The sequence below is a fragment of the Rhizobium sp. 768_B6_N1_8 genome, assembly GCF_051811225.1.
In the GTDB taxonomy this organism is placed as follows: domain Bacteria; phylum Pseudomonadota; class Alphaproteobacteria; order Rhizobiales; family Rhizobiaceae; genus Rhizobium.
In genome coordinates, this window is record NZ_JBPWPV010000001.1 from 4,590,457 (window position 1) to 4,615,994 (window position 25,538).

The 25,538-nt window shown below is 61.4% G+C and carries 26 protein-coding genes; 10 read left to right on the forward strand and 16 right to left on the reverse strand.

Going from position 1 to position 25,538, the window contains the following annotated elements; genetic code table 11:
* Nucleotides 1-32: 32 nt before the first annotated feature.
* The 8 genes from phnC to phnG all read right to left on the reverse strand — a co-directional run bounded on the left by phnC (nt 33) and on the right by phnG (nt 6,167).
* A complete protein-coding gene (phnC, locus tag AB8B33_RS23190) occupies nt 33-878 on the reverse strand; it encodes a phosphonate ABC transporter ATP-binding protein (RefSeq protein WP_439017007.1) in 846 nt (281 codons plus the stop codon).
* Between the two features lie 118 nt (nt 879-996).
* A complete protein-coding gene (locus AB8B33_RS23195) occupies nt 997-1,614 on the reverse strand; it encodes a DapH/DapD/GlmU-related protein (protein ID WP_113320521.1) in 618 nt (205 codons plus the stop codon).
* The gene (gene phnL, locus AB8B33_RS23200) at nt 1,611-2,321 is read right to left on the reverse strand and encodes a phosphonate C-P lyase system protein PhnL (RefSeq protein WP_113320522.1); all 711 of its coding nucleotides are present in this window, start codon (nt 2,319-2,321) and stop codon (nt 1,611-1,613) included. The genes AB8B33_RS23195 and phnL overlap by 4 nt, the downstream gene beginning before the upstream one ends.
* 5 nt (nt 2,322-2,326) lie before the next feature.
* On the reverse strand, nt 2,327-3,103 hold the full coding sequence (gene phnK, locus AB8B33_RS23205) for a phosphonate C-P lyase system protein PhnK (protein WP_113320523.1): 777 nt from the start codon (nt 3,101-3,103) through the stop codon (nt 2,327-2,329).
* The gene (locus tag AB8B33_RS23210) at nt 3,100-3,975 is read right to left on the reverse strand and encodes an alpha-D-ribose 1-methylphosphonate 5-phosphate C-P-lyase PhnJ (protein ID WP_113320524.1); all 876 of its coding nucleotides are present in this window, start codon (nt 3,973-3,975) and stop codon (nt 3,100-3,102) included. The genes phnK and AB8B33_RS23210 overlap by 4 nt, the downstream gene beginning before the upstream one ends.
* Nucleotides 3,972-5,078: a carbon-phosphorus lyase complex subunit PhnI gene (locus AB8B33_RS23215; protein ID WP_439017008.1), complete on the reverse strand. Its 1,107-nt coding sequence runs from the start codon at nt 5,076-5,078 to the stop codon at nt 3,972-3,974. Before AB8B33_RS23215 ends, AB8B33_RS23210 begins: the two co-directional genes overlap by 4 nt.
* A 4-nt stretch (nt 5,079-5,082) precedes the next feature.
* Nucleotides 5,083-5,691, reverse strand: coding sequence for a phosphonate C-P lyase system protein PhnH (gene phnH / locus AB8B33_RS23220; RefSeq protein WP_439017009.1), 609 nt, complete (start codon nt 5,689-5,691; stop codon nt 5,083-5,085).
* Nucleotides 5,691-6,167 carry a phosphonate C-P lyase system protein PhnG gene (gene phnG / locus AB8B33_RS23225; protein WP_439017010.1) on the reverse strand — a complete coding sequence of 159 codons (477 nt, stop codon included), beginning with the start codon at nt 6,165-6,167 and terminating at the stop codon, nt 5,691-5,693. The genes phnH and phnG overlap by 1 nt, the downstream gene beginning before the upstream one ends.
* A gap of 136 nt (nt 6,168-6,303) precedes the next feature.
* Here phnG and phnF point away from each other — a divergent pair, with 136 nt between their 5' ends.
* Nucleotides 6,304-7,041, forward strand: coding sequence for a phosphonate metabolism transcriptional regulator PhnF (gene phnF, locus AB8B33_RS23230; RefSeq protein WP_439017011.1), 738 nt, complete (start codon nt 6,304-6,306; stop codon nt 7,039-7,041).
* A 65-nt stretch (nt 7,042-7,106) separates the two neighbouring features.
* Here phnF and AB8B33_RS23235 read toward each other — a convergent pair whose 3' ends face one another.
* The 7 genes from AB8B33_RS23235 to AB8B33_RS23265 all read right to left on the reverse strand — a co-directional run bounded on the left by AB8B33_RS23235 (nt 7,107) and on the right by AB8B33_RS23265 (nt 13,856).
* Nucleotides 7,107-7,742, reverse strand: a complete 636-nt coding sequence (locus AB8B33_RS23235; RefSeq protein ID WP_439017012.1) for a 2,3-bisphosphoglycerate-dependent phosphoglycerate mutase — start codon at nt 7,740-7,742, stop codon at nt 7,107-7,109.
* Nucleotides 7,743-7,764: 22 nt separating this feature from the next.
* Complete coding sequence (gene dapB, locus AB8B33_RS23240) at nt 7,765-8,589, reverse strand: 4-hydroxy-tetrahydrodipicolinate reductase (RefSeq protein ID WP_439017013.1); 825 nt, start codon at nt 8,587-8,589, stop codon at nt 7,765-7,767.
* An 18-nt stretch (nt 8,590-8,607) separates the two neighbouring features.
* On the reverse strand, nt 8,608-10,395 hold the full coding sequence (locus AB8B33_RS23245) for an ABC transporter ATP-binding protein (protein WP_310379821.1): 1,788 nt from the start codon (nt 10,393-10,395) through the stop codon (nt 8,608-8,610).
* A 152-nt stretch (nt 10,396-10,547) separates the two neighbouring features.
* Nucleotides 10,548-11,564, reverse strand: coding sequence for a glucokinase (locus AB8B33_RS23250; RefSeq protein ID WP_113320531.1), 1,017 nt, complete (start codon nt 11,562-11,564; stop codon nt 10,548-10,550).
* A 29-nt stretch (nt 11,565-11,593) separates the two neighbouring features.
* On the reverse strand, nt 11,594-11,974 hold the full coding sequence (locus AB8B33_RS23255; RefSeq protein ID WP_037100501.1) for a methylglyoxal synthase: 381 nt from the start codon (nt 11,972-11,974) through the stop codon (nt 11,594-11,596).
* 95 nt (nt 11,975-12,069) lie between these two features.
* Nucleotides 12,070-13,176, reverse strand: a complete 1,107-nt coding sequence (gene mepA, locus AB8B33_RS23260) for a penicillin-insensitive murein endopeptidase (RefSeq protein WP_439017014.1) — start codon at nt 13,174-13,176, stop codon at nt 12,070-12,072.
* A 107-nt stretch (nt 13,177-13,283) separates the two neighbouring features.
* Complete coding sequence (locus tag AB8B33_RS23265; RefSeq protein ID WP_439017015.1) at nt 13,284-13,856, reverse strand: hydrolase; 573 nt, start codon at nt 13,854-13,856, stop codon at nt 13,284-13,286.
* Between the two features lie 41 nt (nt 13,857-13,897).
* Between AB8B33_RS23265 and AB8B33_RS23270 the strand changes: the two genes are divergently transcribed.
* The 9 genes from AB8B33_RS23270 (at nt 13,898) to pncB (ending at nt 24,479) form a co-directional block, all read left to right on the forward strand.
* Nucleotides 13,898-14,527 carry a TetR/AcrR family transcriptional regulator gene (locus AB8B33_RS23270; RefSeq protein ID WP_439017016.1) on the forward strand — a complete coding sequence of 210 codons (630 nt, stop codon included), beginning with the start codon at nt 13,898-13,900 and terminating at the stop codon, nt 14,525-14,527.
* Between the two features lie 111 nt (nt 14,528-14,638).
* A complete protein-coding gene (locus AB8B33_RS23275; protein ID WP_310380089.1) occupies nt 14,639-16,471 on the forward strand; it encodes an extracellular solute-binding protein in 1,833 nt (610 codons plus the stop codon).
* Nucleotides 16,472-16,619: 148 nt separating this feature from the next.
* Nucleotides 16,620-17,708 carry a microcin C ABC transporter permease YejB gene (locus AB8B33_RS23280; RefSeq protein ID WP_439017017.1) on the forward strand — a complete coding sequence of 363 codons (1,089 nt, stop codon included), beginning with the start codon at nt 16,620-16,622 and terminating at the stop codon, nt 17,706-17,708.
* Nucleotides 17,708-18,856, forward strand: coding sequence for an ABC transporter permease (locus tag AB8B33_RS23285; protein ID WP_439017018.1), 1,149 nt, complete (start codon nt 17,708-17,710; stop codon nt 18,854-18,856). Before AB8B33_RS23280 ends, AB8B33_RS23285 begins: the two co-directional genes overlap by 1 nt.
* Nucleotides 18,853-20,481: an ABC transporter ATP-binding protein gene (locus tag AB8B33_RS23290; protein WP_439017019.1), complete on the forward strand. Its 1,629-nt coding sequence runs from the start codon at nt 18,853-18,855 to the stop codon at nt 20,479-20,481. Before AB8B33_RS23285 ends, AB8B33_RS23290 begins: the two co-directional genes overlap by 4 nt.
* 25 nt (nt 20,482-20,506) lie before the next feature.
* Nucleotides 20,507-21,466, forward strand: a complete 960-nt coding sequence (locus tag AB8B33_RS23295) for a 2-hydroxyacid dehydrogenase (RefSeq protein WP_439017020.1) — start codon at nt 20,507-20,509, stop codon at nt 21,464-21,466.
* Nucleotides 21,467-22,188: 722 nt separating this feature from the next.
* Complete coding sequence (locus tag AB8B33_RS23300) at nt 22,189-22,548, forward strand: DUF2750 domain-containing protein (protein WP_439017021.1); 360 nt, start codon at nt 22,189-22,191, stop codon at nt 22,546-22,548.
* A 156-nt stretch (nt 22,549-22,704) separates the two neighbouring features.
* Nucleotides 22,705-22,998, forward strand: a complete 294-nt coding sequence (locus tag AB8B33_RS23305) for a hypothetical protein (protein WP_439017022.1) — start codon at nt 22,705-22,707, stop codon at nt 22,996-22,998.
* A 176-nt stretch (nt 22,999-23,174) separates the two neighbouring features.
* Nucleotides 23,175-24,479, forward strand: a complete 1,305-nt coding sequence (gene pncB, locus AB8B33_RS23310; protein WP_439017023.1) for a nicotinate phosphoribosyltransferase — start codon at nt 23,175-23,177, stop codon at nt 24,477-24,479.
* On the opposite strand, the gene AB8B33_RS23315 is transcribed toward pncB, so the two are convergent.
* Nucleotides 24,476-25,456: a DUF72 domain-containing protein gene (locus AB8B33_RS23315; RefSeq protein WP_439017024.1), complete on the reverse strand. Its 981-nt coding sequence runs from the start codon at nt 25,454-25,456 to the stop codon at nt 24,476-24,478. The two genes, pncB and AB8B33_RS23315, sit on opposite strands and share 4 nt — an antisense overlap.
* Nucleotides 25,457-25,538: the final 82 nt, after the last annotated feature.

Consider the following 25,538-nt stretch of genomic DNA (forward strand, 5'->3'; position numbering starts at 1 on the left):
TTGACGAGGGCATTCGATCGCGGCCGTCCCTCTCACAGACCGGCCAGCGCCAGCGGTTGGTTGCCGGCGGATTGGTTTTCGGCTCCTTCCGGAGCCATGTTGATTGCTGTCGACGTCATCGTTTCGTCGATGCCCGCGCCATCCTTGTCCGTGCCATAGATTTCCTTCACGGCCTCGGTGGTCAGTTCGGAGGGCTTGCCGTCGAAGACGACGCGGCCACCCGCCATGCCGACGATGCGTTCGCAGTAGTTGCGGGCCGTATCGAGCGTATGCAGATTGGTGATCACTGTGATGCCTTCGCGCTCGTTGATGTCACGCAGCGCATCCATGACGATCTTTGCATTCAAGGGGTCGAGCGAAGCGATCGGCTCGTCGGCCAGAACCATCTTCGGATTCTGCATCAGCGCGCGGGCGATCGCCACGCGCTGCTGCTGGCCGCCCGAAAGCGTGCCGGCGGCCTGCAGCGCCGTCTGTTCGATGCCGAGGCGCTCGAGTGCGGCGATCGCCTGGATGCGTTCTTCGCGGCTGAAGACGTTGAGGAGGCTAAGGATCGTCGAGCGGTGGTTCAGGCGGCCAAGCATGACGTTGGTCAGTACGTCGAGACGCGCCACGAGATTGAACTGCTGGAAGATCATCGCGCAGTCGCGCTGCCAGTTGCGCAACGCCTGGCCGCGAAGGCCGGAAACCTCGACACCACCGAAATGGATAGTGCCGGAGGAGGGCTCCTGCAGGCGGTTGATCATGCGCAGGAGCGTGGACTTGCCGGCGCCCGAACGGCCGATGATGCCGACCATCTGGCCCTGTGGAATGTCCAGCGTTACGGAATCAACGGCGAGCTTCTTTCCGAACCGGCGTGTGACATTCTTCAGTTCGAACATCATGCTCTTCCTTCGCATTACAGCCTTGCGTCAGGGATCGCATTAGTCTCGCTTCATGAACCTCGCATGTCAGTTTTGTGTAAGTCCTGTCACAATTCCCCACACCGCAAAATTGGGCTCAACCACCGTAGCGCGAAAGGAAGTCTTCGGCCCCGAGCGCCCGGAAATCCGCCAGTGCTTCGCGCAGCCGGTCGTGTTCCCAGTCCCACCAGGCAAGCCCGTCCATGCGCTCGCCAACCTCTTTCGGAAAGCGCTCGCGGATGAGCTTGGCCGGCACGCCGCCAACGATCGTGTAGGGAGCGACATCCTTCGAGACGACCGCGCCCGCGCCGATCACGGCCCCGTTCCCGACAGTCACACCGGGCAGGATTGTGGCGCCGTGGCCGATCCAGACATCATTGCCGATCACAACGCGGTTGGAGCGGCGCCATTCGAAGAATTCCGTCTCCATGTCGGCATCCGGCCAGTAGTCGACGGCGCGATAGGTGAAGTGGTGCAACGTCGCGCGCCAGGTCGGATGGTTGGTGGCATTGATGCGCACGGCGGCGGCGATGTTGACGAACTTGCCGATCGTCGCGCACCAGACAGAGCCGTCCTGCATGATGTAGGAATAGTCGCCGAACTCCGCCTCGCTGATGCGGCAGCGCTCGGAGACTTCCGTATAGCGGCCGAAGGTCGAATTGGAGACGGAGGCGGTTTCATGGAAATAGGGCTCGATGCCCAGCTTGCGGCTCATGCTGCGATTGCCTTTCGCGGAGAGAATTGCTGAACGTCGAGAATGCGGTCGGCGGCTGCCTCGCGCACTTCCTCATCGTGGAAGATGCCGAGCAGGGCGACACCCGCCTTCTTCTTTTCCTCGATCATGCCGACGACGACGGCCCGGTTCTTCGCGTCGAGCGAGGCGGTCGGCTCATCGAGCAGCAGGATCGTGTGATCGGTGATGAAGCCGCGGGCAATGTTGACGCGCTGCTGCTCGCCGCCGGAGAAGGTGGCGGGCGGCAGCTGCCAGAGCGCTTCCGGCAGGTTGAGTTTTTCCAGCAGGGCGGCGGCCTTTTCCCTGGCGCTGGCGGCATTTTCGCCACGAGCGAGCAGCGGTTCGGCGACGACGTCGATCGCCGCAACGCGTGGCACGGTGCGCAGGAACTGGCTGACATAGCCGAGCGTCTGGCGCCGCACGTCGAGAATGGTGCGCGGGTCGGCGGCGGCGAGGTCGACGATCTTACCCTTGTGGTTGACGAGGATCTGGCCGGTATCGACGGCATAATTGCCGTAGATCATCTTGAGCAGCGAGCTTTTGCCGATGCCCGACGGGCCGCCGAGCACGACACATTCGCCTGACGCCACCGAGAAGGAGACATCCGAGACGACCGGCAGCTTGATGCCGTCGCGCAGGTGCATGATGAAGCTCTTGGCGACTTCTGAAACGACGAGGGGCGTTGCCATGGTTCTTAAACCTGCAGGATCGAGGAAACGAGGAGCTGGGTGTAGGGCTCGCGCGGGTCATCGAGCACGCGGTCGGTCAGACCCTGCTCGATGACGAAGCCGTCCTTCATCACCATCATGCGATGGGAGAGAAGGCGGGCGACGGCGAGATCATGCGTGACGATGATGGCCGACAGGCCGAGATCGTTGACGAGACCGCGCACCAGATCGAGCAGACGTGCCTGCACTGATACGTCGAGACCGCCGGTCGGCTCATCCATGAAGACGAGGCGTGGGCCGGTGACGAGATTGCGGGCGATCTGCAGGCGCTGGCGCATGCCGCCGGAAAAGGCGCGAGGCTGGTCGTCGATGCGGTCGGCGTCGATCTCGACGCGCTCCAGCCAGTCGAGGGCGGTGGAGCGGATCTTGCCGTAGTGCCGGTCGCCGATCGCCATCAGGCGTTCGCCGACATTGGCGCCGGCCGAAACCGTCATGCGCAGCCCGTCAGCCGGGTTCTGATGCACGAAACCCCAGTCGGTACGCATCAGGAAGCGGCGCTCGGCCTCGTTCATGTGGTAGAGGTCGCGGTAGGTGCCGTCACGCATGTGGTACTCGACACTGCCAGTGGTCGGCATCAGCCGGGTGGAAATGCAGTTCAGCAGCGTCGTCTTGCCCGAGCCGGATTCGCCGACAATGGCGAGCACTTCACCAGGCCACAGCTCGAAGGAGACGTTCCGGCAGCCGATGCGGTTGCCGTAGAACTTCGAGAGGTCGTTGACTTTGAGAAGCGGTGTTTCGGTCATTCTGCAGCCTCCCGGGCCAGCATTTCGCCGGCATGTCCGTGCGCGCGGCGGTCTTCGCAATGGTCGGTATCGGAGCAGACGAACATGCGCCCGCCCTTGTCGTCGAGGATCACCTCGTCGAGATAGACGTCCTCTGCGCCGCAGAGCGCGCAGGGCTTGCCGAAGCGCTGGATTTCGAAGGGATGGTCTTCGAAATCAAGGCTGACGACGTCGGTATAGGGCGGCACGGCATAGATGCGCTTTTCGCGGCCGGCGCCGAACAGTTGCAGCGCTTCGGACTTGTGCATCTTCGGATTGTCGAATTTCGGCGTCGGCGAGGGATCCATGACATAGCGGCCGTTGACCTTGACCGGATATGCATAGGTCGTGGCGATACGGCCGTTGCGGGCGATATCCTCGTAGAGCTTCACATGCATGAGGCCGTATTCTTCCAGCGCATGCATTTTGCGTGTCTCGGTCTCGCGCGGTTCGAGGAAGCGCAGCGGTTCCGGGATCGGCACCTGGTAGACGAGAACCTGGCCGGCTCCGAGCTTTTCCTCCGGGATGCGGTGGCGCGTCTGGATGATCGTCGCGTCCTTGGTGTGGGTCGTGACGGCGACATTGGCGACCTTCTGGAAGAAGGCGCGGATGGAGACGGCGTTCGTCGTGTCGTCCGCACCCTGGTCGATGACCTTGAGAACGTCGTCAGGTCCGATGATAGCGGCCGTCACCTGCACACCGCCGGTGCCCCAGCCGTAGGGCATCGGCATTTCGCGGGAAGCAAAGGGCACCTGATAGCCGGGAATGGCGATCGCCTTCAGGATCGCCCGGCGGATCATGCGCTTGGTTTGTTCGTCGAGATAGGCGAAATTGTAGGTGGCGAGATCACTCATTCGGCGGCCTCCTTTTGGGTCTCGCCGCTGTTGCGGGCGGCTTCGAATTCGCGGCGCATGCGGCGGACGAGGTCAAGTTCAGCCTGGAAGTCCACATAGTGCGGAAGCTTCAGGTGCTCGACGAAGCCGGTCGCCTGCACATTGTCGGAATGGGAAATGACGAATTCCTCGTCCTGTGCCGGCGCGGTAATGTCCTCGCCGAGCTCTTCAGCCCGCAATGCGCGATCAACCAGCGACATGGCCATGGCCTTGCGCTCGCTCTGGCCGAAGACGAGGCCGTAGCCGCGGGTGAACTGCGGCGGAGCCTTGGCCGAACCTTTGAACTGGTTGACCATCTGGCATTCGGTGAGCTGGATCGTGCCGAGCGAGACGGTGAAGCCAAGCTCCGGCACGTCGAATTCCACCTCGACCTCGCCGATGCGGATCTCGCCGGTGAAGGGGTGGTTGCGGCCGTAACCGCGCTGCGTCGAATAGCCGAGTGCCAGCAGGAAGCCTTCGTCGCCGCGGGCAAGCGCCTGCAGGCGCAGATCGCGGGTCATCGGAAATTCCATCGGCTCGCGCGTCAGGTCGCCCGTCTCATGGTCCTCGGGAAGCTCGCCATCGTTTTCGATCAGCCCTTCCTGGCCGAGGATTTCGGAAACGCGCATGACGCGGCCGGTTTCGGCCTCGCGCTGTGCCGGCTCTTCCACCGTCTCGTCAGTAAGCAGCGTGGGATCGAGCAGGCGGTGCGTATAGTCGAAGGTCGGGCCGAGCAGCTGGCCGCCCGGGAGATCCTTGTAGGTGGCGGAGATGCGGCGCTCGATCTGCATGCCGGCCGTATTGAGCGGCCTGGAATAGCCGAAGCGCGGCAGCGTCGTGCGGTAGGCGCGCAGCAGGAAGATCGCCTCGATCATGTCGCCGCGCGACTGGCGCACGGCAAGTGCGGCGAGCGTGCGGTCATAGAGCGAGGCTTCGGCCATGACGCGGTCGACGGCGAGCGCCAGCTGTTCGACGATCTGCTCGATGCCGATCGCCGGCACGGAGCGGTCGCCGCGCCGGCGGTCGGCGAGCAGGCGGTGGGCATTGGCGATGGCGGCCTCGCCACCCTTGACGGCAACATACATGAGCTCAGATCTCCGTTGCTGTAATCTTGGTGGTGCGCGGCAGGCAGAGGAAACGCTTGCCCGCCGTCAGCACGATGTCGACGCCGCGCGGAAAGAGCGCGCGGTTTTCCGTCCAGAGGCGCAGGAAAGTCTCCGGCAGGCCGACAGGCGCGATCTCGGTCACGCTCTGAATGCCCGGCCCCATCAGCGCCAGGCGGCGGCCGCCTTCGAGGTCGGCAAGTTCGATCACGACCGTCGTCGAACGATCAGGGTATTCCTGTGTACCGGCGGCAAAGAGGCCGAAGGTGGAAAGCGCCGTGCCTGCTTCGATGAAGGCGAAACGCGCTTCGGCCTTTTCGGCGGTCAGCGGCGCGCCGGTGTGGAAGCTCAGCCATTCGGGAATTGCGGACTTCGCGAGCCCCGCGGAAAGCCAGACGGGGGTATCGTGGTCACAGAGCGTCAGGCCGATTGCGCTGGCGGCGATGCCGAGCAGCGCGGGCGGCGCGACGTCGGGCGCGACAGACTGGATCGTGCCGGGCCGGGCCATGCCGTCCATCAGCATCTTGAACACGCTCTGGGCCTGGAAGACCGGCTCGGTGAAGCCGCCGGTCAGAACATCGGTCTTGAGGCTCATCAGTTGTCTCCCCGCACCATGGTGAAGAAGTCGACGCGGGTCGCGGCCGTTTCCTCAGCCTTGCGATTGATGTCATCGGCGATCCGCTGGGCGATCGGCAAAAGCAGCTTTTCTTCGACGAAGCCCTTGGTGGCTTCCTCCTGCCAGAGCGCATCGAAGATCGCGGAAAGTCGCGCCTTCTCGCGGTCGGTGCCAAGCGCCTGGGCATGGCCGACGGAACCTGAGGCAAGGCGCACCGTTGCGCGCGTCACCGTCACTTCGCCGAGATTGAAGGGCGCCCCGCCGCCGCCAATGCGGCCGCGAACCATGACGAGGCCCGTCTCGGGGCCGCGCACCGGCTGCACCGCCGGCTTTTCGGCAAGCCCATCCCACGCTGCCAGTAATTCCTGTGTCTCGGCCCGGGCGAGCAGATCGACAGTGCGTTTACGCCCGTCATCCGTCCGCGCCGCAGCTTCGGTCTTCTCCGCTGCCGTCATCATCTTTTCCTCGAAATGTCTATTGATATAGACAACCATACAAGCTATACCTATCCCTAAATCGATGACGTGACAAGCGTGTGACACGGCACGCCCGAAAATGAGCTGGCCAGAAAATGATGAGGGCAGGGGTGGAATGGCAGGACTGAAGCAGGTGCAGCGGCAGACCGGAGTGGCGCTCTGGCGGCAGATTGCAGACAGGATCCGCGAGGCGATCAGCAGCGGCGCCTATGACGAAACGGGCATGGTGCCGCCGGAAACCGTTCTGGCGCTGCAGTTCGGCGTCAACAGGCACACGGTCCGCAGCGCGCTGGCTGCATTGGCGCAGGAAGGCATCGTGCGTGCGGTGCAGGGCCGCGGCACGCTGATCGAGCGTAAGGAGCGCCTGAATTTTCCGATCAGCCGCCGTACCCGTTTCACCGACGGTATCAGAGATCAGGCGCGAGAAACCCGCGCTCTCCTGCTTGGCCACGCGGAAGAGGCGGCGAATTCTGAGGTGGCTCGCTGGTTGCGGATCGAACAGGGCATGCCCGTGATCCGGCTGGAAACGGTGCGGGAGGCGGATAAGCGGCCTGTCTCGCGTGGGACGAGCTGGTTCCCGGCCGCACGCTTTGCCGGCATCGGCGAGGCCTACCGGAAGACGGAGTCCATCACCAAGGCTTTTGCGGTGCTCGGCCTGTCGGACTATGTGCGCGCCACGACGGAGATCACCGCCGCTCACGCCGATTCCGGCGATATTGCCGATCTTGAGCTGACGCCGGGCGCCGTCCTGCTGATCACCAAGGCGATGAACACCGATCTGGAGGGCGTGCCGGTGCAATATTCGATCAGCCGTTTTGCTGCCGACCGCGTCCAATTCACCATCGAAAACTGAAAACGGTAAAACTGAAAAGGCCGGGCATGAGCCCGGCCTCCAGCTTTATCCGTGTCTGATTGCGATCAGTGCGCGTTCGACATGTCGCCGAGCACTTCCTTGGAAGCGACGGTGGAATCTGCCTTCAGCTTGTAGACCATCGGCACGCCGGTCGCCAGATTGAGCGACAGAACCTGTTCGCGGCTGAGCTTGTCGAGAACCATGACCAGCGAGCGCAGCGAATTGCCGTGCGCGGCAACCAGCACCTTTTCGCCGCGCAGGACGCGCGGAAGGATTTCCGTCAGATAGTAAGGCCAGACGCGGGCGCCGGTGTCGCGCAGGCTTTCGCCGCCCGGAGGCGGAACGTCGTAGGAGCGGCGCCAGATATGCACCTGCTCCTCGCCCCACTTGGCGCGGGCATCGTCCTTGTTGAGACCGGAGAGATCGCCATAGTCGCGCTCGTTGAGCGCCTGGTCGCGGATCGTCTCGAGGTCCGGCTGGCCGACCTTGTCGAGGATCAGCGTCAGCGTGTGCTGAGCGCGGACCAGCACGGATGTGAAGGCGATGTCGAATTTGATGCCATAGTCGGCAAGTGCCTCACCGCCGGTATTGGCTTCCTGGATGCCGAGTTCGGTCAGATCAGGATCCTTCCAGCCGGTGAAGAGATTTTTGAGATTCCAGTCGCTCTGGCCGTGGCGAACGAGGACGAGGGTACCGCTCATGAAAAATGCCTCCTAGAAATGATCAATGGGAAGAAAGCCCGAGAACATCGAGCATGGAATAGAGCCCCGGTTTCTTGTCGCGCGCCCAGAGTGCTGCCTTGATGGCGCCACGCGCGAAAATCGAACGGTCGGTTGCGCTGTGCGATAGGGTGACGGTTTCGCCTTCGCCGGCAAAGAGCACCGAATGCTCGCCGATGACGGAGCCGCCGCGCAGCGTCGCAAAGCCGATCGCACCCGCCTCCCGCGCGCCCGTATGGCCGTCGCGCACGCGCACCGATTTTGCGGCAAGATCGACAGCGCGGCCCTTTGCCGCTGCCTCGCCCAAGAGCAGCGCCGTGCCCGATGGTGCGTCGACCTTGCGCTTGTGATGCATTTCGAGAACTTCGATATCCCAGTCGGCGGGATCGAGCGCTTGTGCTGCCTGCTGCACGAGAACGCTGAGCAGGTTGACGCCGAGGCTCATATTGCCCGACTTGACCACGCGCGCATGGCGCGCGGCAGCGGCAATCCTGACATTGTCCTCGTCGGAGCAGCCGGTCGTTCCGACCACGTGGACGATGCGTGCCTGCGCGGCAAGACCGGCAAATTCGATGGAGCCGGCGGGCGAGGTGAAGTCCAACACGCCCTCGGCATGCAGGAAGGCCGCCAGCGGATCGTCGCCGATGATGATGCCGTTGGCACCAAGACCGGCGATTTCACCAGCATCCTTGCCGACGAAGGGCGAGCCCGGCCGCGCGACCGCTGCATGCAGTGTTGCGCCGTCGATGGAATGGATGAGACGGATGAGCGTCTGTCCCATGCGCCCTGCCGCTCCGACCACAACCAGTTTCATCGCAGCGTCGCTCATGTCAGTCCGTCATCCCGATCAGTATGAATCAGAAGCCGAAGGCCTCTGCAGATTGTTGAGGCGAGCGTAAAGTCCGTCGCTGACCTTCGCAAGCGTCTCGTGATTGCCTTCTTCGACGACGCGGCCCTGCTGCATCACGATGATCTTGTCGGCGCGCACCACGGTCGAAAGCCGGTGGGCGATAACGACGACGGTGCGGCCGGTCATGGCTTCGTCGAGCGCCTTCTGCACGGCTGCTTCCGATTCCGTATCGAGCGCCGAGGTCGCCTCGTCGAGAAGCAGGATCGGCGCGTTGCGCACCAAAGCGCGGGCGATCGACAGCCGCTGGCGCTGGCCGCCGGACAATGTCACGCCGTTTTCGCCGACGGGCGTATCATAGCCCTGTGACTGCGCGACGATGAAGTCATGCGCATAGGCAAGCCGCGCTGCCTTCTCGATATCCTCGTCCGTGGCTTCCGGACGGCCGTAACGGATATTGTCGCGGATCGTGCCTTCAAAGAGGTAAGGCTGCTGCGAGACATAGGCGAGCTGCTGGCGCAGCGAACGCTTGGTGATATGGGCGATATCCTGTCCGTCGATCAAGATCTCGCCGCCCTTCGGATCGTAGAAGCGCGGAATGAGGCTGATGACGGTGGACTTACCGGCGCCGGACGGACCGACGAGCGCCGTCGTCTTGCCGCCCTCGGCCGTCAGCGTCACGCCGTCAAGCACGCTTTCATTGCCATAGGCAAAGGAGACGTTGCGGAATTCGATCTTTGCTTCGGTGACAACAAGTGGCTTGGCATCCGGCAGGTCGCGCTGGCGCGTTTCCATGTCGAGCAACTCGTAGATCATCCGGGCGTTGACGACGGCGCGCTCCATCTGCACCTGCAGGCGGGCAAGACGTCGGGCCGGATCGTAAGCGAGCAGCAGTGCCGTGACGAAGGAGAAGAAGGCGCCCGGCGGCACGCCCTGATAGATCGAGCGATAGGCGGCATAGGCAAGCACGCTCGCGACGGCAAAGCCCGCAAAGCTCTCCGTCAGCGGCGAGGTGCGCTCGGAAAGCCGCGCGATGCGGTTTGCCCGGCCCTCGGCAGCGCCGATCAGCTTGTTGACCTTCTTCTCCAGTGCCTCTTCCATCGTGAAGGCCTTGACGATGGAAATGCCCTGGATCGTCTCCTGCATGGCGCCGAGAACATGGCTGTTGAGGTCGACGGCCTCGCGAGTGGCCGAGCGCAGCCGCTTGGAAACGTAGCGTAGCGCATAAAGCAGCGGCGGCGCCAGAATGAAGACGGCAAGGCTCAGCAGCGGATCCTGAACGACCATGACGCCGATCAGCGAGACGAAGGTGAGGAGGTCACGCACGGTCGACGTGATTGTGAGGTTCAATACGTCGCGGATACCGGTAACGTTCTGGCTCACCTGGGCCGCGATATGGGCGGAGCGAGACTCGTTGAAGTAGCCGACGGAGAGCGTCATCAGGTGCGAATAGATCCGTCGCTGATAGCGCGCAACGATATCGTTGCCGATCCTTGAAAGGGCAACGCCTTGCCCGTAGCTCGCAAAACCGCGCAGCATGAAAGCGATGAAGATCGAAAGACAGATGATCCAGACGACGTCCGCACGCCTGTTGGCGAAGGCCTCGTCAATGATCGCCCGCATGATCCAGGCCGTGAATGCCGTCGAAAGCGCTATGACGACAAGGCAGGAGATCGCGAAGACATAGCCCCAGAGATGGTCCCGGCCGTTTTCCGCAATGATGCGCTTCAGGATGCCCGTCACGGTATCGCTGTTGACATGTGGCTTTCTGCTGTCGGCGGCTTCCAAAAATAGGCTTCCTGTCTCGGGGCTGCGTGCCACAGGCGCGGCACGCATATGCGCGGGCTCTATAAAGAGTTGACGGGGCTTTGGCTAGAGCGCCGTGCGTCCCATCGGGGCGCACAAAGGACGCTCTAACGCCTTGAAACTATGCTTCAGGCTCAGGCCCGCCAGCGCCGTCCATCCGTCGAAAGGCCGAAGTTTGCAGGCATCCGTGCATAGGAAGAAAGCCCGGCAAGAGCTGCCAGCGGATGCGTCACGACATAGGTCGGGATCGTACGCAGTAGGGCCGAATGCGGCGCCTTGTCTTCGAATGCGGCCCGGAATTCCGGCTTTTTCAGTGCCGGAAGGATCTTCTGAGAGATGCCGCCCGAAAGATAGACGCCGCCGCGGGCCATGAATACCAGCGCCATGTCGCCCGCCACGCGGCCGAGATAGCTGGCAAACAGCGAAACGGTTTCGACCGCGACCTTGTCGCTGCCGACGAGCGCATGCGACGTGATGTCCGCCGGGTCGCTCATGGTTGGCGTGGCACCGTCGGCCGCGCAGATGGCGCGGTAAAGGTTGACGATACCGCGGCCGCAGAGGATCTGCTCGGCCGAAATGCGGCCCTCGATGGTCTCGACATGCGGGAAGATCTCATAGTCGCGTTTGCTGCGCGGCCCGAGGTCGACATGCCCGCCTTCGCCTGGAACCGGAATCCACGTCGACTGGGTATGGACCAGGCCACCGACGCCGAGGCCGGTGCCGGGTCCGAGAACAACGCGGGAGGCCACCATGTCACCCGAAGCGTTGCCGATACGTTCGCGATTGTCGTCGGAAAGTGCCGCGATCGCCAGCGCCTGTGCTTCAAAATCGTTGACAACGAGCACATCGACAAGGCCGAGGCCCTCGATCATCCGCTTCGGCCGCACCACCCAGGGGCAGTTGGTCAGGGGGATTTCATCGGCCTTGATCGGTCCGGCAACGGCAAGGATCGCGGCGCGCGGCTGTACGGAGGTCTTGTCGAGCACACCCTTCTGGATCGCCTCGTCGATCGTCTCGTAATCGGCGGTGCGCACATTGGGAAACTGCTTCGGCTCCGCATAGGCATCCGTCAGGATGGAGAAGCGGGCATTCGTGCCACCGATGTCGCCGATCAGGATCGGAAAGGGCAAGGGAGTAGAGGATGCAGTCATGGCCGGTTCCGTGCTGTAGGCCCGAGGGATCAGGCGTTAAGGGTAGGGAGAAGCTTTTCGGCTGTAGACTCGTTCAGTGCCATCGGAATGTCGTAGACGATCGCAAGCCGCATCAGCGCCTTGACGTCGACATCATGCGGCATCGGCGTCAGCGGGTCCACGAAGAAGATCAGGGCGCTGACCTCGCCGGTGGAAATCAGTGCGCCGATCTGCTGGTCGCCGCCGAGCGGGCCGCTTTTCAGCCGGGTCACGTGAAGGTCGGGAGCAGCGTCGAGCACGCGCCCGCCCGTCGTGCCGGTGGCGACGATTTTCCATTGGGCGAGAAGATCCCTGTTACGGCGGGCAAACGCCGCCATGTCGTCCTTCTTCTGGTCATGCGCAATCAATGCAAGGCATTTGCCGCCGGCCATGAACGGGTTCTCCACGCGAGTAATTCAATCGATTTGACCGCTTCTACACCAGGCGTTTGTGATTTGAAAGACAGCCGCCCGCCAGCCTGTTCAGCCTATTGCACGACCGGCTTGTCGTTCGGAACCGGGCCGACGGAAGGAAGCGCGCTGCCGGTATCGACAGGTGGTGCAGCCGCCGGGGCTGCCGTCAGAGCACTCGCCGCGGAAGGGCCGCCATAGGTCCCGGCTTCCGTAGAGGCGATGGACGGGGCATTGACAACGGCAGAGCAGGCCTTCGGCAGGTCGGAGACCATGACCTCACGCGGCGGCTTCGGCGGCTTTGCACCGGGTTGCGGCGGCTTCGGCGCCGCCCAAGGTTCCTTGGTGAACCACCAGGCAAGCGATTTGTCGCAGCCGTCACCGCCAGCCACCGGCGCCTGCCCTGTACAGCCCTTGGCTCCAACAGGGCATTTGATGCGGATATGGAAATGCGAATCGTGCCCGTATTCGGGCCGCAGTTTGCCGAGATTGGTGCGGTCGCCGGTCCAGGTGTCGCACATCTTCTTCTTGATTGCCGGATTGACGAAGATGCGCTCGACCTGCGGATAGCTTGCCGCCAGCATCAAGAGTTCCGCCCGCTGCTCGCTCCATACTTTCGGGTCGACGGTCAGGAACTTGTCTTTCTGCAGCATGGTGGTGAAGGGCAGGTCTTCCCGCTGTTCGTAGCTCAAGCGCTGCGAAGGCATGGGTGTAAACCAGACATCGGCATCCAGCCCGATCTGGTGCGAGGCATGGCCGTTGAACATCGGCCCGCCGCGCGGCTGGGCAATGTCGCCGACGAGGATGCCCGGCCAGCCGATCCTGGCACGCGCATCCTGCGAGAATTTTTCCAGAAGCGATATCATCACCGGATTGCCCCAGCGCCGGTTGCGCGAAAGGCGCATCGCCTGCCAGGTCGGCCCGTCAGCCGGCAGCGCCTCCGCACCGGTCATGCAGCCCTTGGCGTAGAAACCGATCGGCTGCGCCGGCCCCTGCGTCGGCAATTTCACGGCGCCGAAAATCGCCTTGGCGCTGCCGGGGCTCGGCGTCTTCTGCTGTGCGCCGACATCACCGGCGACAAGGCTTGCGCCCATTGCGCCGGCAAGCGTCAGCTTGCCAAACGCCCTGACATCGAATGTCAGTTTGCCGAAAGTCCTGAAAACCTGAGCCAAGCCGAAAGCCATGCCATTCCCTTGCTGCGCCAAAGTGATTTGCAATCGAATCTATCGTGAAAAGCAATTTTGGTGAATCGATGTTTTGGCAGGCGGGGTGGGGACGGATCGCCGCAGCATCACGCGTTGGCTAAAACCTGGGCCGTTTTGCGCACGCGCGACAGGCGCGGCAGGATGCGCTCGCAGGCAAGCGAATGCATTTCGGCGGTGAAGGTGCTCATCGCATCCTCGACAGCGATGACTGCGTAATTATGGGCAAATGCATCGCGGATCGTCGCCTCGACGCCGAAATTCGTGGCGATGCCGGTCAGGATCACGGTCCTGATGCCGCGGCGGCGAAGCTGGAGGTCCAGCTCCGTGCCGTAGAAGGCGCTCCACTGATGCTTGACGACATGGACGTCGACTGCGAGCGCACCGATTTCCACTGGTGCCGCAAGTGCCGCCGCCGGAAGGCCACCTTCCGGGAAAACCGTCGGCTCGTCCACCGGCTGGTTGACAGCATCGGCATAGTCCGGGGAGAATCCGACGGTAACGAGGATCACCGTCCCGCCTTCGGATTTCAGCCTGGTGGCGATTGCGGCGGTATTCTCGATCACCTGCCGGGCGGGATGGGGCGCAAGCTGCCGGCCGACGATGAAGCCTTGCAGGTCGATGGAAATGAGTGCGGTGGTCTTCGGATCATAAAGGGACATAAGAAATCTCCGGGGGAAGGAAACATGAGGGCATCCTCACAATGACAAATACGAGGATAGCCTCACAAAAATCAAGCCCCGAACCGCAAACCCGTGTGCCGAAACGCCAGCGCGGCCATGAGCGCGTTGCGATCCTGCTGGAAGCGGCAGCCAGGGTCTTTCTCGAAAAAGGCTATGATGCCGCAACCATGACGGAGATTGCCGCTGCCGCAAATTCTTCGATCGGTTCGCTCTATCAGTTCTTCCCGACCAAGCCTCTGCTTGCCGAGGCGCTGCATATCGATCGCCTGCAGCATCTGAACAGCGGGCTCGCCGAACTCGCCGAGAAGACCAGGGGGAAGAGTGCTGCCGAAATCGGCGATGCGATCTTCACGCGGCTCGGCCGGTTCATCGAGGATCATCCGGAATTTCCGGTTCTCGCCGCGCGACGCGACGTGCCGAAGGAGCGAAAGGCGAAGTCGCGTGCGGAGCTTCGTGCCAACATCACCGCACTCCTGAAGAATGCTGAACCGTCGGTCGAGCGCGATGTCGATCTCCTGGGCGCCCTCGTCCTGGAGCTGCTGCGCATCGTCGTCGCGGCCGCCAATGACCCTGATGGTTCGGGCGATCCGCGCCTGGTTGGAGAGCTGCGTCGCATGCTCCGCAAGCGCCTCGAGGAAGTGACGCCCTGACCTCCATTGGTAAGGTCAAAATTTCGCGAGCCCGGTAAAAAACAAACTCTTTCCTGTTTTTCGCCTGCATTTCTCGTATTGTCGGCGAAACTAATAACAGGGGAAGAATGAATAGTGGCTTCGTGGTCGAAAATCGGTGTGCTGGTAGCATTGGCGGGTGCGCTCGCACCTATGACTGTATTGGCTCAGGACCAGCAGTTTAAAATCGGCAGTTCGGTCATCAGCGAGATGAAGTACAAGCCGGGCTTTACCCGTTTCGACTACGTCAATCCCGATGCCCCGAAAGGCGGCGACCTGCGCCTGTCTTCAAGCGGCACTTTCGACACTTTCAATCCTTTGCTGGCAAAAGGCCAGACAGCGGTAGGTTTGTCGCTCGTTTACGACACCCTGCTGAAGCCAGCTGATGACGAACTCCTCGTCTCCTATGGTCTGCTTGCTGAAGGCCTTTCCTATCCGCCCGACGTTTCGAGCGCCACCTTTCGCCTTCGCAAGGAAGCGAAATGGGCTGATGGCCAGCCGGTCACGCCCGAAGACGTCGTTTTCAGCTTCGACAAGACCAAGGAGCTGAACCCGCTTGCCGGAAACTACTACCATCACGTGGTCAAGGCCGAGAAGACGGGCGAGCGGGACGTTACATTCACCTTCGATGAAAAGAACAATCGCGAACTGCCGAATATTCTCGGCCAGTTGATGATCGTGCCGAAACACTGGTGGGAGGCACCGGGACCGGATGGCAAACCGCGAGACATTTCGAAGACGACGCTTGAGCCGGTCATGGGTTCGGGACCATACAAAATTGCCGCCTTCTCGGCTGGTGCGACGATCCGCTACGAGTTGCGGGACGACTATTGGGGCAAGGACCTCAATGTGAACGTTGGTCAGAACAATTTCCGCAACATTCTCTACACCTATTATGGCGATCGGGACGTCGAGTTCGAAGCGTTCCGTGCCGGCAACAGCGATTACTGGCAGGAGACTTTTGCTGCGCGTTGGGCAACAGGATATGATTTCCCCGCCGTGAAGGAAGGGCGCGTCAAGAAGGAAGATGTCACCAATCCCCTGCGTTCCACCGGCATCATGCAGGCGCTGGTGCCGAATATGCGGCGCGACATCTTCAAGGACGAGCGGGTGCGCGAGGCGTTGAATTACGGTTTCGATTTCGAGGAATTGAACCGCACGGTTGCCTACAACAGCTACAAGCGCATCGACAGCTACTTCTGGAACACCGATCTTGCCTCGTCCGGCCTTCCGCAAGGCAGGGAGCTGGAAATTCTTCAGGGCTTGAAGGATCAGGTTCCGGCGGACATCTTTACGACCCCCTACAGCAATCCCGTCGGCGGGGATCCGCAGAAAAGCCGTGACAACCTTCGCAAGGCGATCTCCCTTCTGAAAGAAGCCGGCTGGGAGCTGAAGGGCAACCGGATGGTCAATGCCAAGAGCGGTCAGCCGATGAGCTTCGAGATATTGTTGTCGAGCCCCTTGCTTGAGCGCTGGGCGGTGCCCTATGCCACCAATTTGAAGAAGATCGGTATCGATGCGCGGATCCGCACAGTCGATGCCGCGCAATATACCAACCGTGCGCGCAGCTTCGATTTCGATATGATCTGGAATGTCTGGGCCGAAACCGTGAACCCCGGCAACGAGCAGGCCGATTACTGGGGATCGGGTTCCGCCAATCAGCAAGGGTCGCGCAACTATGCCGGCATCGCCAATCCGGCCGTCGATGCGCTTGTTCGCATGATTATCTTTGCCCCCAACAGAGATGAACAGGTTGCGGCCATCAAGGCTATGGACCGTGTGCTGCTCGCCAATCACTATGTCATTCCGCTGTTCTACCGAGACACCTATTCGATTGCTTATTGGAATACGGTGACGCGTCCGGCAGAGTTTCCGGCATACGGCCTTGGCTTCCCCGATGCCTGGTGGTCCACCTCGGCGAAATGAGCAGACTTGCAATGCGAGGGGGCCTGCGCTCCAAATGGCATCGACGAATCATGAATGCCGGCACAAGCCGGCAAAGGAAGGCTGGCAGATTGAACGGCAATAGACTGGACGGCATGCAGGCGAAGATATTCCCGGAGGCCCGAGACTGATGGGAGCCTATATTCTTCGCCGCCTGCTTCTGATGATCCCGACGATCATCGGCATCATGGCGATTTCCTTCGTCGTCGTTCAATTCGCGCCCGGCGGCCCCGTCGAGCAAGTGATCTCCCAGTTGACCGGCCAGGCCGACAGTGCCGATCAACGCCTCTCCGGCGGCGGTGATCTCATGGTCGGTGGAGGAGACGATGCCGGCTCGAAATATCGCGGTGCGCAGGGCCTCGATCCGGAACTGATCGCCAAGCTCGAAAAGCAGTTCGGCTTCGACAAACCACCGCTGACCCGCTTCGGCGAGATGATGTGGAACTACATCCGCTTCGATTTCGGCGAGAGCTTCTTCCGCAACACGACCGTGCTCAATCTGATTATCGAGAAACTTCCGGTCTCGATCTCGCTCGGCATTTGGATCCTGATCTTTTCCTACGCCATCTCCATTCCGCTCGGCATCCGCAAGGCGGTCAAGGACGGCTCCTCCTTCGATGTCTGGACATCAGGCGTCATCATCGTCGGTTATGCCGTGCCGAGCTTCCTGTTCGGCATCCTGCTGATCGTACTGTTCGCCGGCGGCTCCTTCTATGACTGGTTCCCGCTGCGCGGCCTCGTCTCCGATAATTTCGACCAGCTTGCCTGGTGGCAGAAACCGCTCGATTATTTCTGGCATCTCACGCTGCCGCTGATCTCGCTGTCGCTGGCATCTTTTGCCACGACGACGCTGCTGACCAAGAATTCCTTCATCGACGAGATCAAGAAGCAATATGTCATCACCGCGCGCGCCAAGGGCCTGAACGAGCGGCAGGTGCTCTACGGCCATGTCTTCCGCAATGCCATGCTGATCGTCATCGCAAGCTTCCCCAGCGCCTTCATCTCCGCCTTCTTCACCGGCTCGCTGCTGATCGAGAACATCTTCTCGCTCGACGGCCTTGGCCGCCTCGGCTACCTCTCGGTCGTCAACCGCGATTATCCGATCGTTTTTGCGACGCTCTACATCTTCTCGCTGCTTGGCCTCTTCGTCGGCCTGATTTCCGACCTGCTCTATACCTGGATCGATCCGCGCATCGATTTCGAGCGGAGGGACGTCTGATGGATGCCGCCGCAAATCCGACGACATCAGCGCCCGTCCGCCCGCCCCGCAAAGGCCTGCTGTCGCCGACCAACATCAGGCGTTGGCGGAACTTCAAGGCCAACAAGCGCGGCTACTGGTCGCTCTGGCTGTTCCTCGTCCTCTTCGTGCTCAGCCTCTTTGCCGAATTCATCGCCAATGACAGGCCGATCATCGCCTCCTACAAGGGCGAGATCCTTTTCCCCGTCGTCATCGATTATCCCGAAGAGAAGTTCGGCGGCTTCCTGGCCGAGACGGACTATCGCTCCTCCGTCATCTCAGATGAGATCAACGCCAACGGCTGGATGATCTGGCCGCCGATCCGCTACTCCTATCAGTCGGTCAATTCCAATATCCCGCATTCGGCCCCAACCGCGCCCTTCTGGCTGATGTCGGCGGAGGAGCGTTGCTCGGCCTATCCGCAGGGCGTCGATGATCCCGGCTGCAGGCTCGGCAATCTCAACTGGCTCGGCACGGACGATCAGGCGCGCGATGTATTTGCCCGCGTCATCTATGGCTTCCGCATATCCGTTCTCTTCGGCCTGGTGCTCACCATCTGCTCGGCCGTCATCGGCGTCACGGCCGGCGCCATCCAGGGTTATTTCGGCGGCTGGACCGACCTGTTTTTCCAGCGCTTCATCGAGATATGGTCCTCGATGCCGGTTCTCTACATCCTGCTGATCATCGCCGCCATCCTGCCGCCCGGCTTCTTCGTGCTGCTCGGCATCATGCTGCTCTTCTCCTGGGTGGGCTTCGTCGGCGTCGTGCGTGCCGAGTTCCTGCGCGCCCGCAATTTCGAATATGTGCGGGCCGCTCGCGCCCTCGGCGTCAACAACCGCACCATCATGTGGCGGCATATGCTGCCGAATGCGATGGTCGCGACGCTGACCTTCCTGCCCTTCATCCTCTCGGGTTCGATCACCACGCTGACCTCGCTCGACTTCCTGGGCTTCGGCATGCCGCCAGGCTCTCCCTCGCTTGGGGAACTGATCGCCCAGGGCAAGGCCAATCTTCAGGCGCCATGGCTCGGGCTGACGGCCTTCTTCACCATGTCGATCATGCTGTCGCTGCTGATCTTCATCGGCGAAGCGGTGCGCGATGCCTTCGATCCGAGAAAGACGTTCCAATGAGTGAAACGCTGCTCTCCGTCCGCGATCTCTCGGTCGCCTTCCATCAGGGTGGCGAAACCTCGCTTGCCGTCGATCGCATCTCTTTTGATATCCATAAGGGCGAGGTTGTCGCTCTCGTCGGCGAATCCGGTTCCGGCAAGTCGGTCTCTGCAAATTCGATCCTGCGGCTTCTGCCCTATCCCTCGGCAAGCCATCCGAGCGGCGAGATCTTCTTCAAGGGCAAGGATCTGCTGAAGGCCTCCGACCGCGAATTGCGCGAAGTTCGCGGCAACGACATCACCATGATCTTCCAGGAGCCGATGACATCGCTCAATCCGCTCCATACGATCGAAAAGCAGATTGCCGAAATCCTCGCGCTGCATCAGGGCATGACCGGGCCGGCGGCGCGCACCCGCGTGCTGGAGTTGCTGAACCAGGTCGGCATCCGCGAGCCGGAAAAACGGCTGAAAGCCTATCCGCATGAACTCTCGGGTGGCCAGCGTCAGCGTGTGATGATCGCCATGGCGCTCGCCAATCGGCCCGAATTGTTGATTGCCGACGAGCCGACCACGGCACTCGACGTCACGGTCCAGGCGCAGATCCTCGAACTCCTGCGCAAGCTGAAGGGCGAGCACGGCATGTCCATGCTCTTCATCACCCACGACCTCGGCATCGTGCGCAAATTCGCCGACCGTGTCTGCGTCATGACCAAGGGCAAGATCGTCGAGACCGGACCGGTGGAAGAGGTCTTCACCGATCCGAAGCACGACTACACGCGCCATTTGCTCGCCTCCGAGCCGCGCGGCGAACCGCCGGTGACCGACCCCTCCAAGCCTGTTGTCATGGAAGGCAATGACATCAAGGTCTGGTTTCCGATCAAGGCCGGTTTCATGCGCAAGGTCGTCGATCACGTGAAGGCCGTCGATGGCATCGACCTGACGCTTAGAGCCGGCCAGACGCTCGGGGTCGTTGGCGAATCCGGCTCCGGCAAGACCACGCTGGGGCTGGCGCTCACGCGCCTCATCTCCTCGAAGGGCCGGATTTCCTTCGTCGGAAAAGATATAGCGAGCTATTCATTCACGGACATGCGGCCGCTGCGCAACCAGCTTCAGGTCGTTTTTCAGGATCCCTATGGCTCGCTGAGCCCACGCATGTCCGTCGGCGATATCGTTGCCGAAGGCCTGAAAGTGCACGAGCGCTCGCTCTCGGCCGAAGAGCGCGACCAGCGCGTCTGCTGGGCGCTCGAAGAAGTCGGCCTCGATCCGCTCACCCGCTGGCGCTTCCCGCATGAATTTTCCGGCGGCCAGCGCCAGCGCATCGCGATCGCACGCGCCATGGTTCTGAAGCCCCGTTTCGTCATGCTCGATGAGCCGACCTCGGCGCTCGACATGAGCGTGCAGGCGCAGGTGGTGGATCTCTTGCGCGACCTGCAGAAGAAGCACGAACTTGCCTATCTCTTCATCAGCCACGACCTGAAAGTGGTCAAGGCGCTCGCCAATGACGTCATTGTCATGCGCTTCGGCAAGGTGGTGGAGCAGGGGCCGTCAGCGGATATCTTCCGTGCGCCGAAGGATGACTATACCAGGGCGCTGATGGCCGCCGCCTTCAACATCGAGGCGGTGCCGACGCCGGCAATTCAGCAGTAAAAGACGGGCAGCAGTAAAGAAGATCATGTCAGCAAGACCTCCCATTCTCGTCGACCTCAAGTTCGACCCTGATACCGTTGCCCGCATCCTCAAGACCGCCTTTGCCGATCGCGGCAGCATCAATTCAGCCGATCCCGCGAACAAGGCGCTCGACCTCACCGGCGTCGATTACGCGCTGCTCTGGAAGCCGGATGCCGATATCTTCCAGCGCGCGCCGAACCTGAAGGTGCTCTTCTCCGGCGGCGCCGGCGTCGATAGCATCCTGTCCATTCCCGATCTGCCCGATCTTCCGATCGTCCGCTTCGTCGATAGCAGCCTGACGACGCGCATGAGCGAATGGGTGGTCATGCAATGCCTCATGCATCTGCGCCTGCAGCGCGAGCATGACCGGGACCAGCGCGACCGGGTCTGGGGCAAGCTCGTCCCGCCGGAAGCCGCCGAAATCACCGTCGGCGTCATGGGCCTCGGTATTCTCGGCCAGGATGCCGTCGCCAAGCTCAGGGTCATGGGCTTCAACGTGATCGGCTGGTCGCGGTCGAAGAAAGAGGTTGAAGGCATCGAAACCTTCGACGGTTCGGAGCTCGATACCTTCCTGTCGAAGACCGATATCGTCGTCGGCCTGCTGCCGCTGACGCCTGATACCACGGGCCTGTACAACAAGGCCTTCTTCGCCAGGCTCCGCCAGGGCGGCGCGCTCGGCAAACCTGTTTTCATCAACGCAGGCCGCGGCAAGAGCCAGGTCCAGGCCGATATCGTTGCGGCGATTGAAAGCGGCGTGCTCGGCGGCGCCTCGCTCGATGTCTTCGAGGTCGAACCGCTGCCGGCGGACGATCCGCTCTGGCATCTGGAGACTGTCTTCATCACCCCGCATGATGCCGCGATCTCGGAAGAGAATGCGCTTTTCCGTCATGTCGAGACCCAGATCGCCCGCTTCGAACGCGGCGAGCCGCTGCAATTCGTCGTCGATCGCAAGGCGGGGTACTAGAGCGCCGTGCGTCCGTTTGGATGCACAAAGGACGTTCTAACTCTTTGATCTTACGTATCAGGCTTTCCGAAAATCGATTCCGATTTTCGGGCCGATGCTGTAGCGCGCGTCGCGCAAAAGCGCGGAACTATTGAGCAAGCGCCGCCAATGTCCGTTTCCGGCCCTGAGCGGTCATTCCCGACCCCACGACACAGGCCAGGAAACTGCCACCTGCTATTACATATCTGCGTTGTATAATAGGAAGTATGCGTTTGCCTGAGATGAGATCATAAGGCGCGTAGCTGATGCACATGAGAGTCCTTAATATGGATTGGGTCCCTGTAGTCTTCGTTACGTTTAAGGTTTTCGCTTTAGGAACGGCCATGTTCTTCGCCATCAAGTGGCATTACGATCGAGGAGAGAAGGGAGACAGGCGAGCGGTACTACGCACGGGCGGCAAGATGGCCGCAGTCTTCGCGCTGGCGCTCCTAGGCGTGGGGCTCGTCGCCTTCGCCCTTAGCAGTATGCTCGGTTTGGACTTGAGGCTCCCATGATCGCATCATCAATGGACCTAGGCGGCTTGGACAAATTTTGATCGGCAGCAAGCCCTTTAGACGCGCCATCCCGCGTCCGTAAGGTCGTCCCGGCCCAAACCTGACCAAAAAAAAGCAGCCTTGAATCAACCTCTCTGCCTGCTTTTCGGTCACTTGCGAAAATCTCAATATGATGCTCATTCTTGAAAGATGAGTATTTCTGCAACCAGCGCCGACATCTTTGTCTCCGAGGTACTGCGTCGTGCGCAAGTCTGGGCCATCAGGGATAAGGACGGCTTCCCTACGTCGACAAACGCGTCCGGTGAAACAGCAATGCCTTTTTGGTCGTCGGAAAAGAGGGCGATGTCGACAATCGAGGCCATTCCGGCTTACCGCGATTTCAAGCCGGAGCCGATTCCATTGTCGGCTTTCGTCGAACGGTGGCTACCGGGCTTGAAAAAGGATGGTCTCTTTTGTGGGCTCAACTGGTCCGGTGAGAGGGCAACAGGATACGATTTGGCTCCGACGGCTTTGATGGCTCGATTGGCAGCGCGCCAACAAAGATCCTAATTTCGTCATTCGGTGAATTTGTCTACGCCGCTGAGCATGGCGGGGTCTTGCGATAACGACATGCCCAGATCCCCTTCGGAACCATCCGGCACGGCTCCTCGTTTCTCATCCGAAGTTCCGCGAGCCTCGCCCGCGGATTACCGGAAGGAGACGACCATGACGCACACCGAAACGCGTTGGGAAAAGTCCGATCAGAAGCTCCATGCCGAAGAGCAGATTTCGCCTGTGAAGGCCAGGCAGGGCCGCACGGGTCGTCGCATCCTGACGGTGCTGGTGGCCGCTCTGGTGCTGGCCTTCCTCATCTGGATCCCGGTCGAGATCTGGGGCCAGAGGCAAGCCAATGACGTCGCTCCGCAGCAGCCGGGCCAGGCAATGCAGTCGCAGGTTCCAGCCGCGCCCGCGCAGAACGCCAGCCCGGCGCCGGCCCAGCCCGCAACCCCGGCGCAGTAACGCCATTCGATCGAGCATTTCTGTGACGTCCCGCTGCGATAGCAAAGCGGGACGTTGACTGTTGTTTTTTCTGGACTTTGCTTGTCGATTTTTCGATAAGAAAGCGCACGAGCCGGTTTGTGCGCTGGCCGTTCCAGGGCCGCACCTGACCGGATTGACGGACAGGCAGGAGTTTCATGGCCAGGACCGATATCGCTAGGCGCGTCTACAATCATACCTGGAAACTCGATCCGATCGTTCGCAGTCTGATCGATACGGATTTCTACAAGCTTCTGATGCTGCAGATGATCTGGAAGCTTTATCCTGAGGTCAATGCCTCCTTCACGCTCATCAACCGCACCAAGCGCGTGCGCCTCGCCGAACAGATCGACGAGGGCGAATTGCGCGAGCATCTCGATCATGCGCGCACGCTCAGGCTCGCCAAGAAGGAGATGATCTGGCTCGCCGGTAACAGCTTCTATGGCCGCGCACAGATCTTTGAGCCGGAATTCCTGGCCTGGCTCTCCAATTTCCAGCTGCCGGAATATGAGCTTTCCAAGAAGGACGGGCAGTATGTGCTGGATTTCCATGGGTCGTGGAAGGAAACGACCATGTGGGAAATCCCGGCCCTCGCCATCATCAACGAGCTGCGCTCGCGCGCAGCCATGAAGACGATGGGTCCCTTCACGCTTGACGTGCTCTATGCCCGCGCCAAGGCCAAGATGTGGGCCAAGGTAGAAAAGCTGCGTGAATTGCCGGGCCTGCGCATTTCCGATTTTGGCACCCGCCGCCGCCACAGCTTCCTCTGGCAGCGCTGGTGCGTGGAAGCGCTGAAGGAAGGGATCGGTCCGGCATTTACCGGCACCAGCAATGTATTGCTGGCTATGGATTCCGATCTCGAAGCCGTCGGTACCAATGCGCACGAGCTGCCGATGGTGGCCGCAGCCCTTGCCGAAACCGACGAGCAGCTCAAGAACGCGCCCTACAAGGTGCTGCGCGACTGGAACAAGCTCTATGGCGGCAACCTGCTGATCGTCCTGCCGGACGCCTTCGGAACGGCCGCCTTCCTGCGCGACGCGCCGGAATGGGTGGCCGACTGGACCGGCTTCCGTCCGGACAGCGCGCCGCCGATCGAAGGCGGCGAAAAGATCATCGACTGGTGGAAGAAGATGGGCCGCGACCCGCGCCAGAAGCTCCTGATCTTCTCCGATGGCCTCGATGTCGATGCGATCATCGACACCTACAAGCATTTCGAAGGCCGCGTGCGCATGAGCTTCGGCTGGGGCACAAACCTGACGAATGACTTCGCCGGCTGCGCGCCGAACGACAGTTCCGATTTCCTGCCGATTTCCATCGTCTGCAAGGTGAGTGATGCCAATGGCCGCCCGGCGGTGAAGCTCTCGGACAATCCGCAAAAGGCGACCGGTGAACCGGCCGAAGTCGAGCGCTATCTGAAATTCTTCGGCGCCGAGGATCGGACCGATCAGGCCGTGCTGGTCTAAGAAACGGAACGCGGCGCCGGCCAGTGCCGGCGCGGCTCTTCTGCCATCAGCCTGCTGCCGCGGCCTTTCGGATTGACGATGACACTGTCGTCAGGCGGGTGGGCGACGCCGAGCCTCTCGGCGAGCGATCGAGCGTCGGCTGGCGCCCGAACCTTCACATCGTTGTCGAAATAGACATAGACATCGCGGCCCTTCGCCGAGCGTTTCAGCGGCGACCTGATACGGCTGGCATCATCAGGCTCGATCCCGTGCGTCCAGGCATCGATGCGTCCAGCCCAGCGATCGAGCGCCTCATCGCTATAGCCGCTGACATAAAGCTGTTCCGTTCCGTGCAGCCGGCAATAGATGAAATTAGCCGTCACATCCATCAGCAACGGCCATTCCACGGTATCGGCGACCACCAGCCCGACTTTGTATTCACGCAGCAATTCGATGAAGTCGGGCGTGCAGAAACTGTCGTGGCGAATTTCCAGCGCGTGGCGCATGGGCTGCCTCGTCTCGCTCTTCGTCCAGGCACGGCCATCGAGCCGTTCGTCATGCCGCTTCGCGATCTCGGCCGCAGCATTTGTATCCTTGGGAAGCATTGCCAGAAACCGGGCAAACAGATCGGCATCGAATGTCAGGCTTGGCGGAAATTGCCAGAGGATCGGCCCGAGTTTCGGGCCTAGCCGCAGCAGGCCGGAGGCGAGGAAATTGGCAAGCGGCGTTTCGATATCGCGCAGGCGCTTGAGATGGGTGATGTAGCGCGATCCCTTGACCGAAAAGACGAAGCCTTCGGGCGTCTCGTCACGCCAGCGGGCGAAAACATCCGGCTTCTGTAACCCATAGAACGTGCCGTTGATCTCGATGGAGGGAAATTGCCGGGAGGCATAGGCAAGCTCGCTCTTCCTAGCCAACCTCTTGGGATAGAAGACACCGCGCCAGGGCGCATAGGTCCATCCCGATATGCCGATGCGGATCGTGCCTGTTTTCGCCATGGAAAAGGAACCGTGTCGGCGCGCACTTGTTCCCGCATAAAAAAGGCGCCGCTTTGCCGGCAGCGCCTCGCATCGCGTCGGA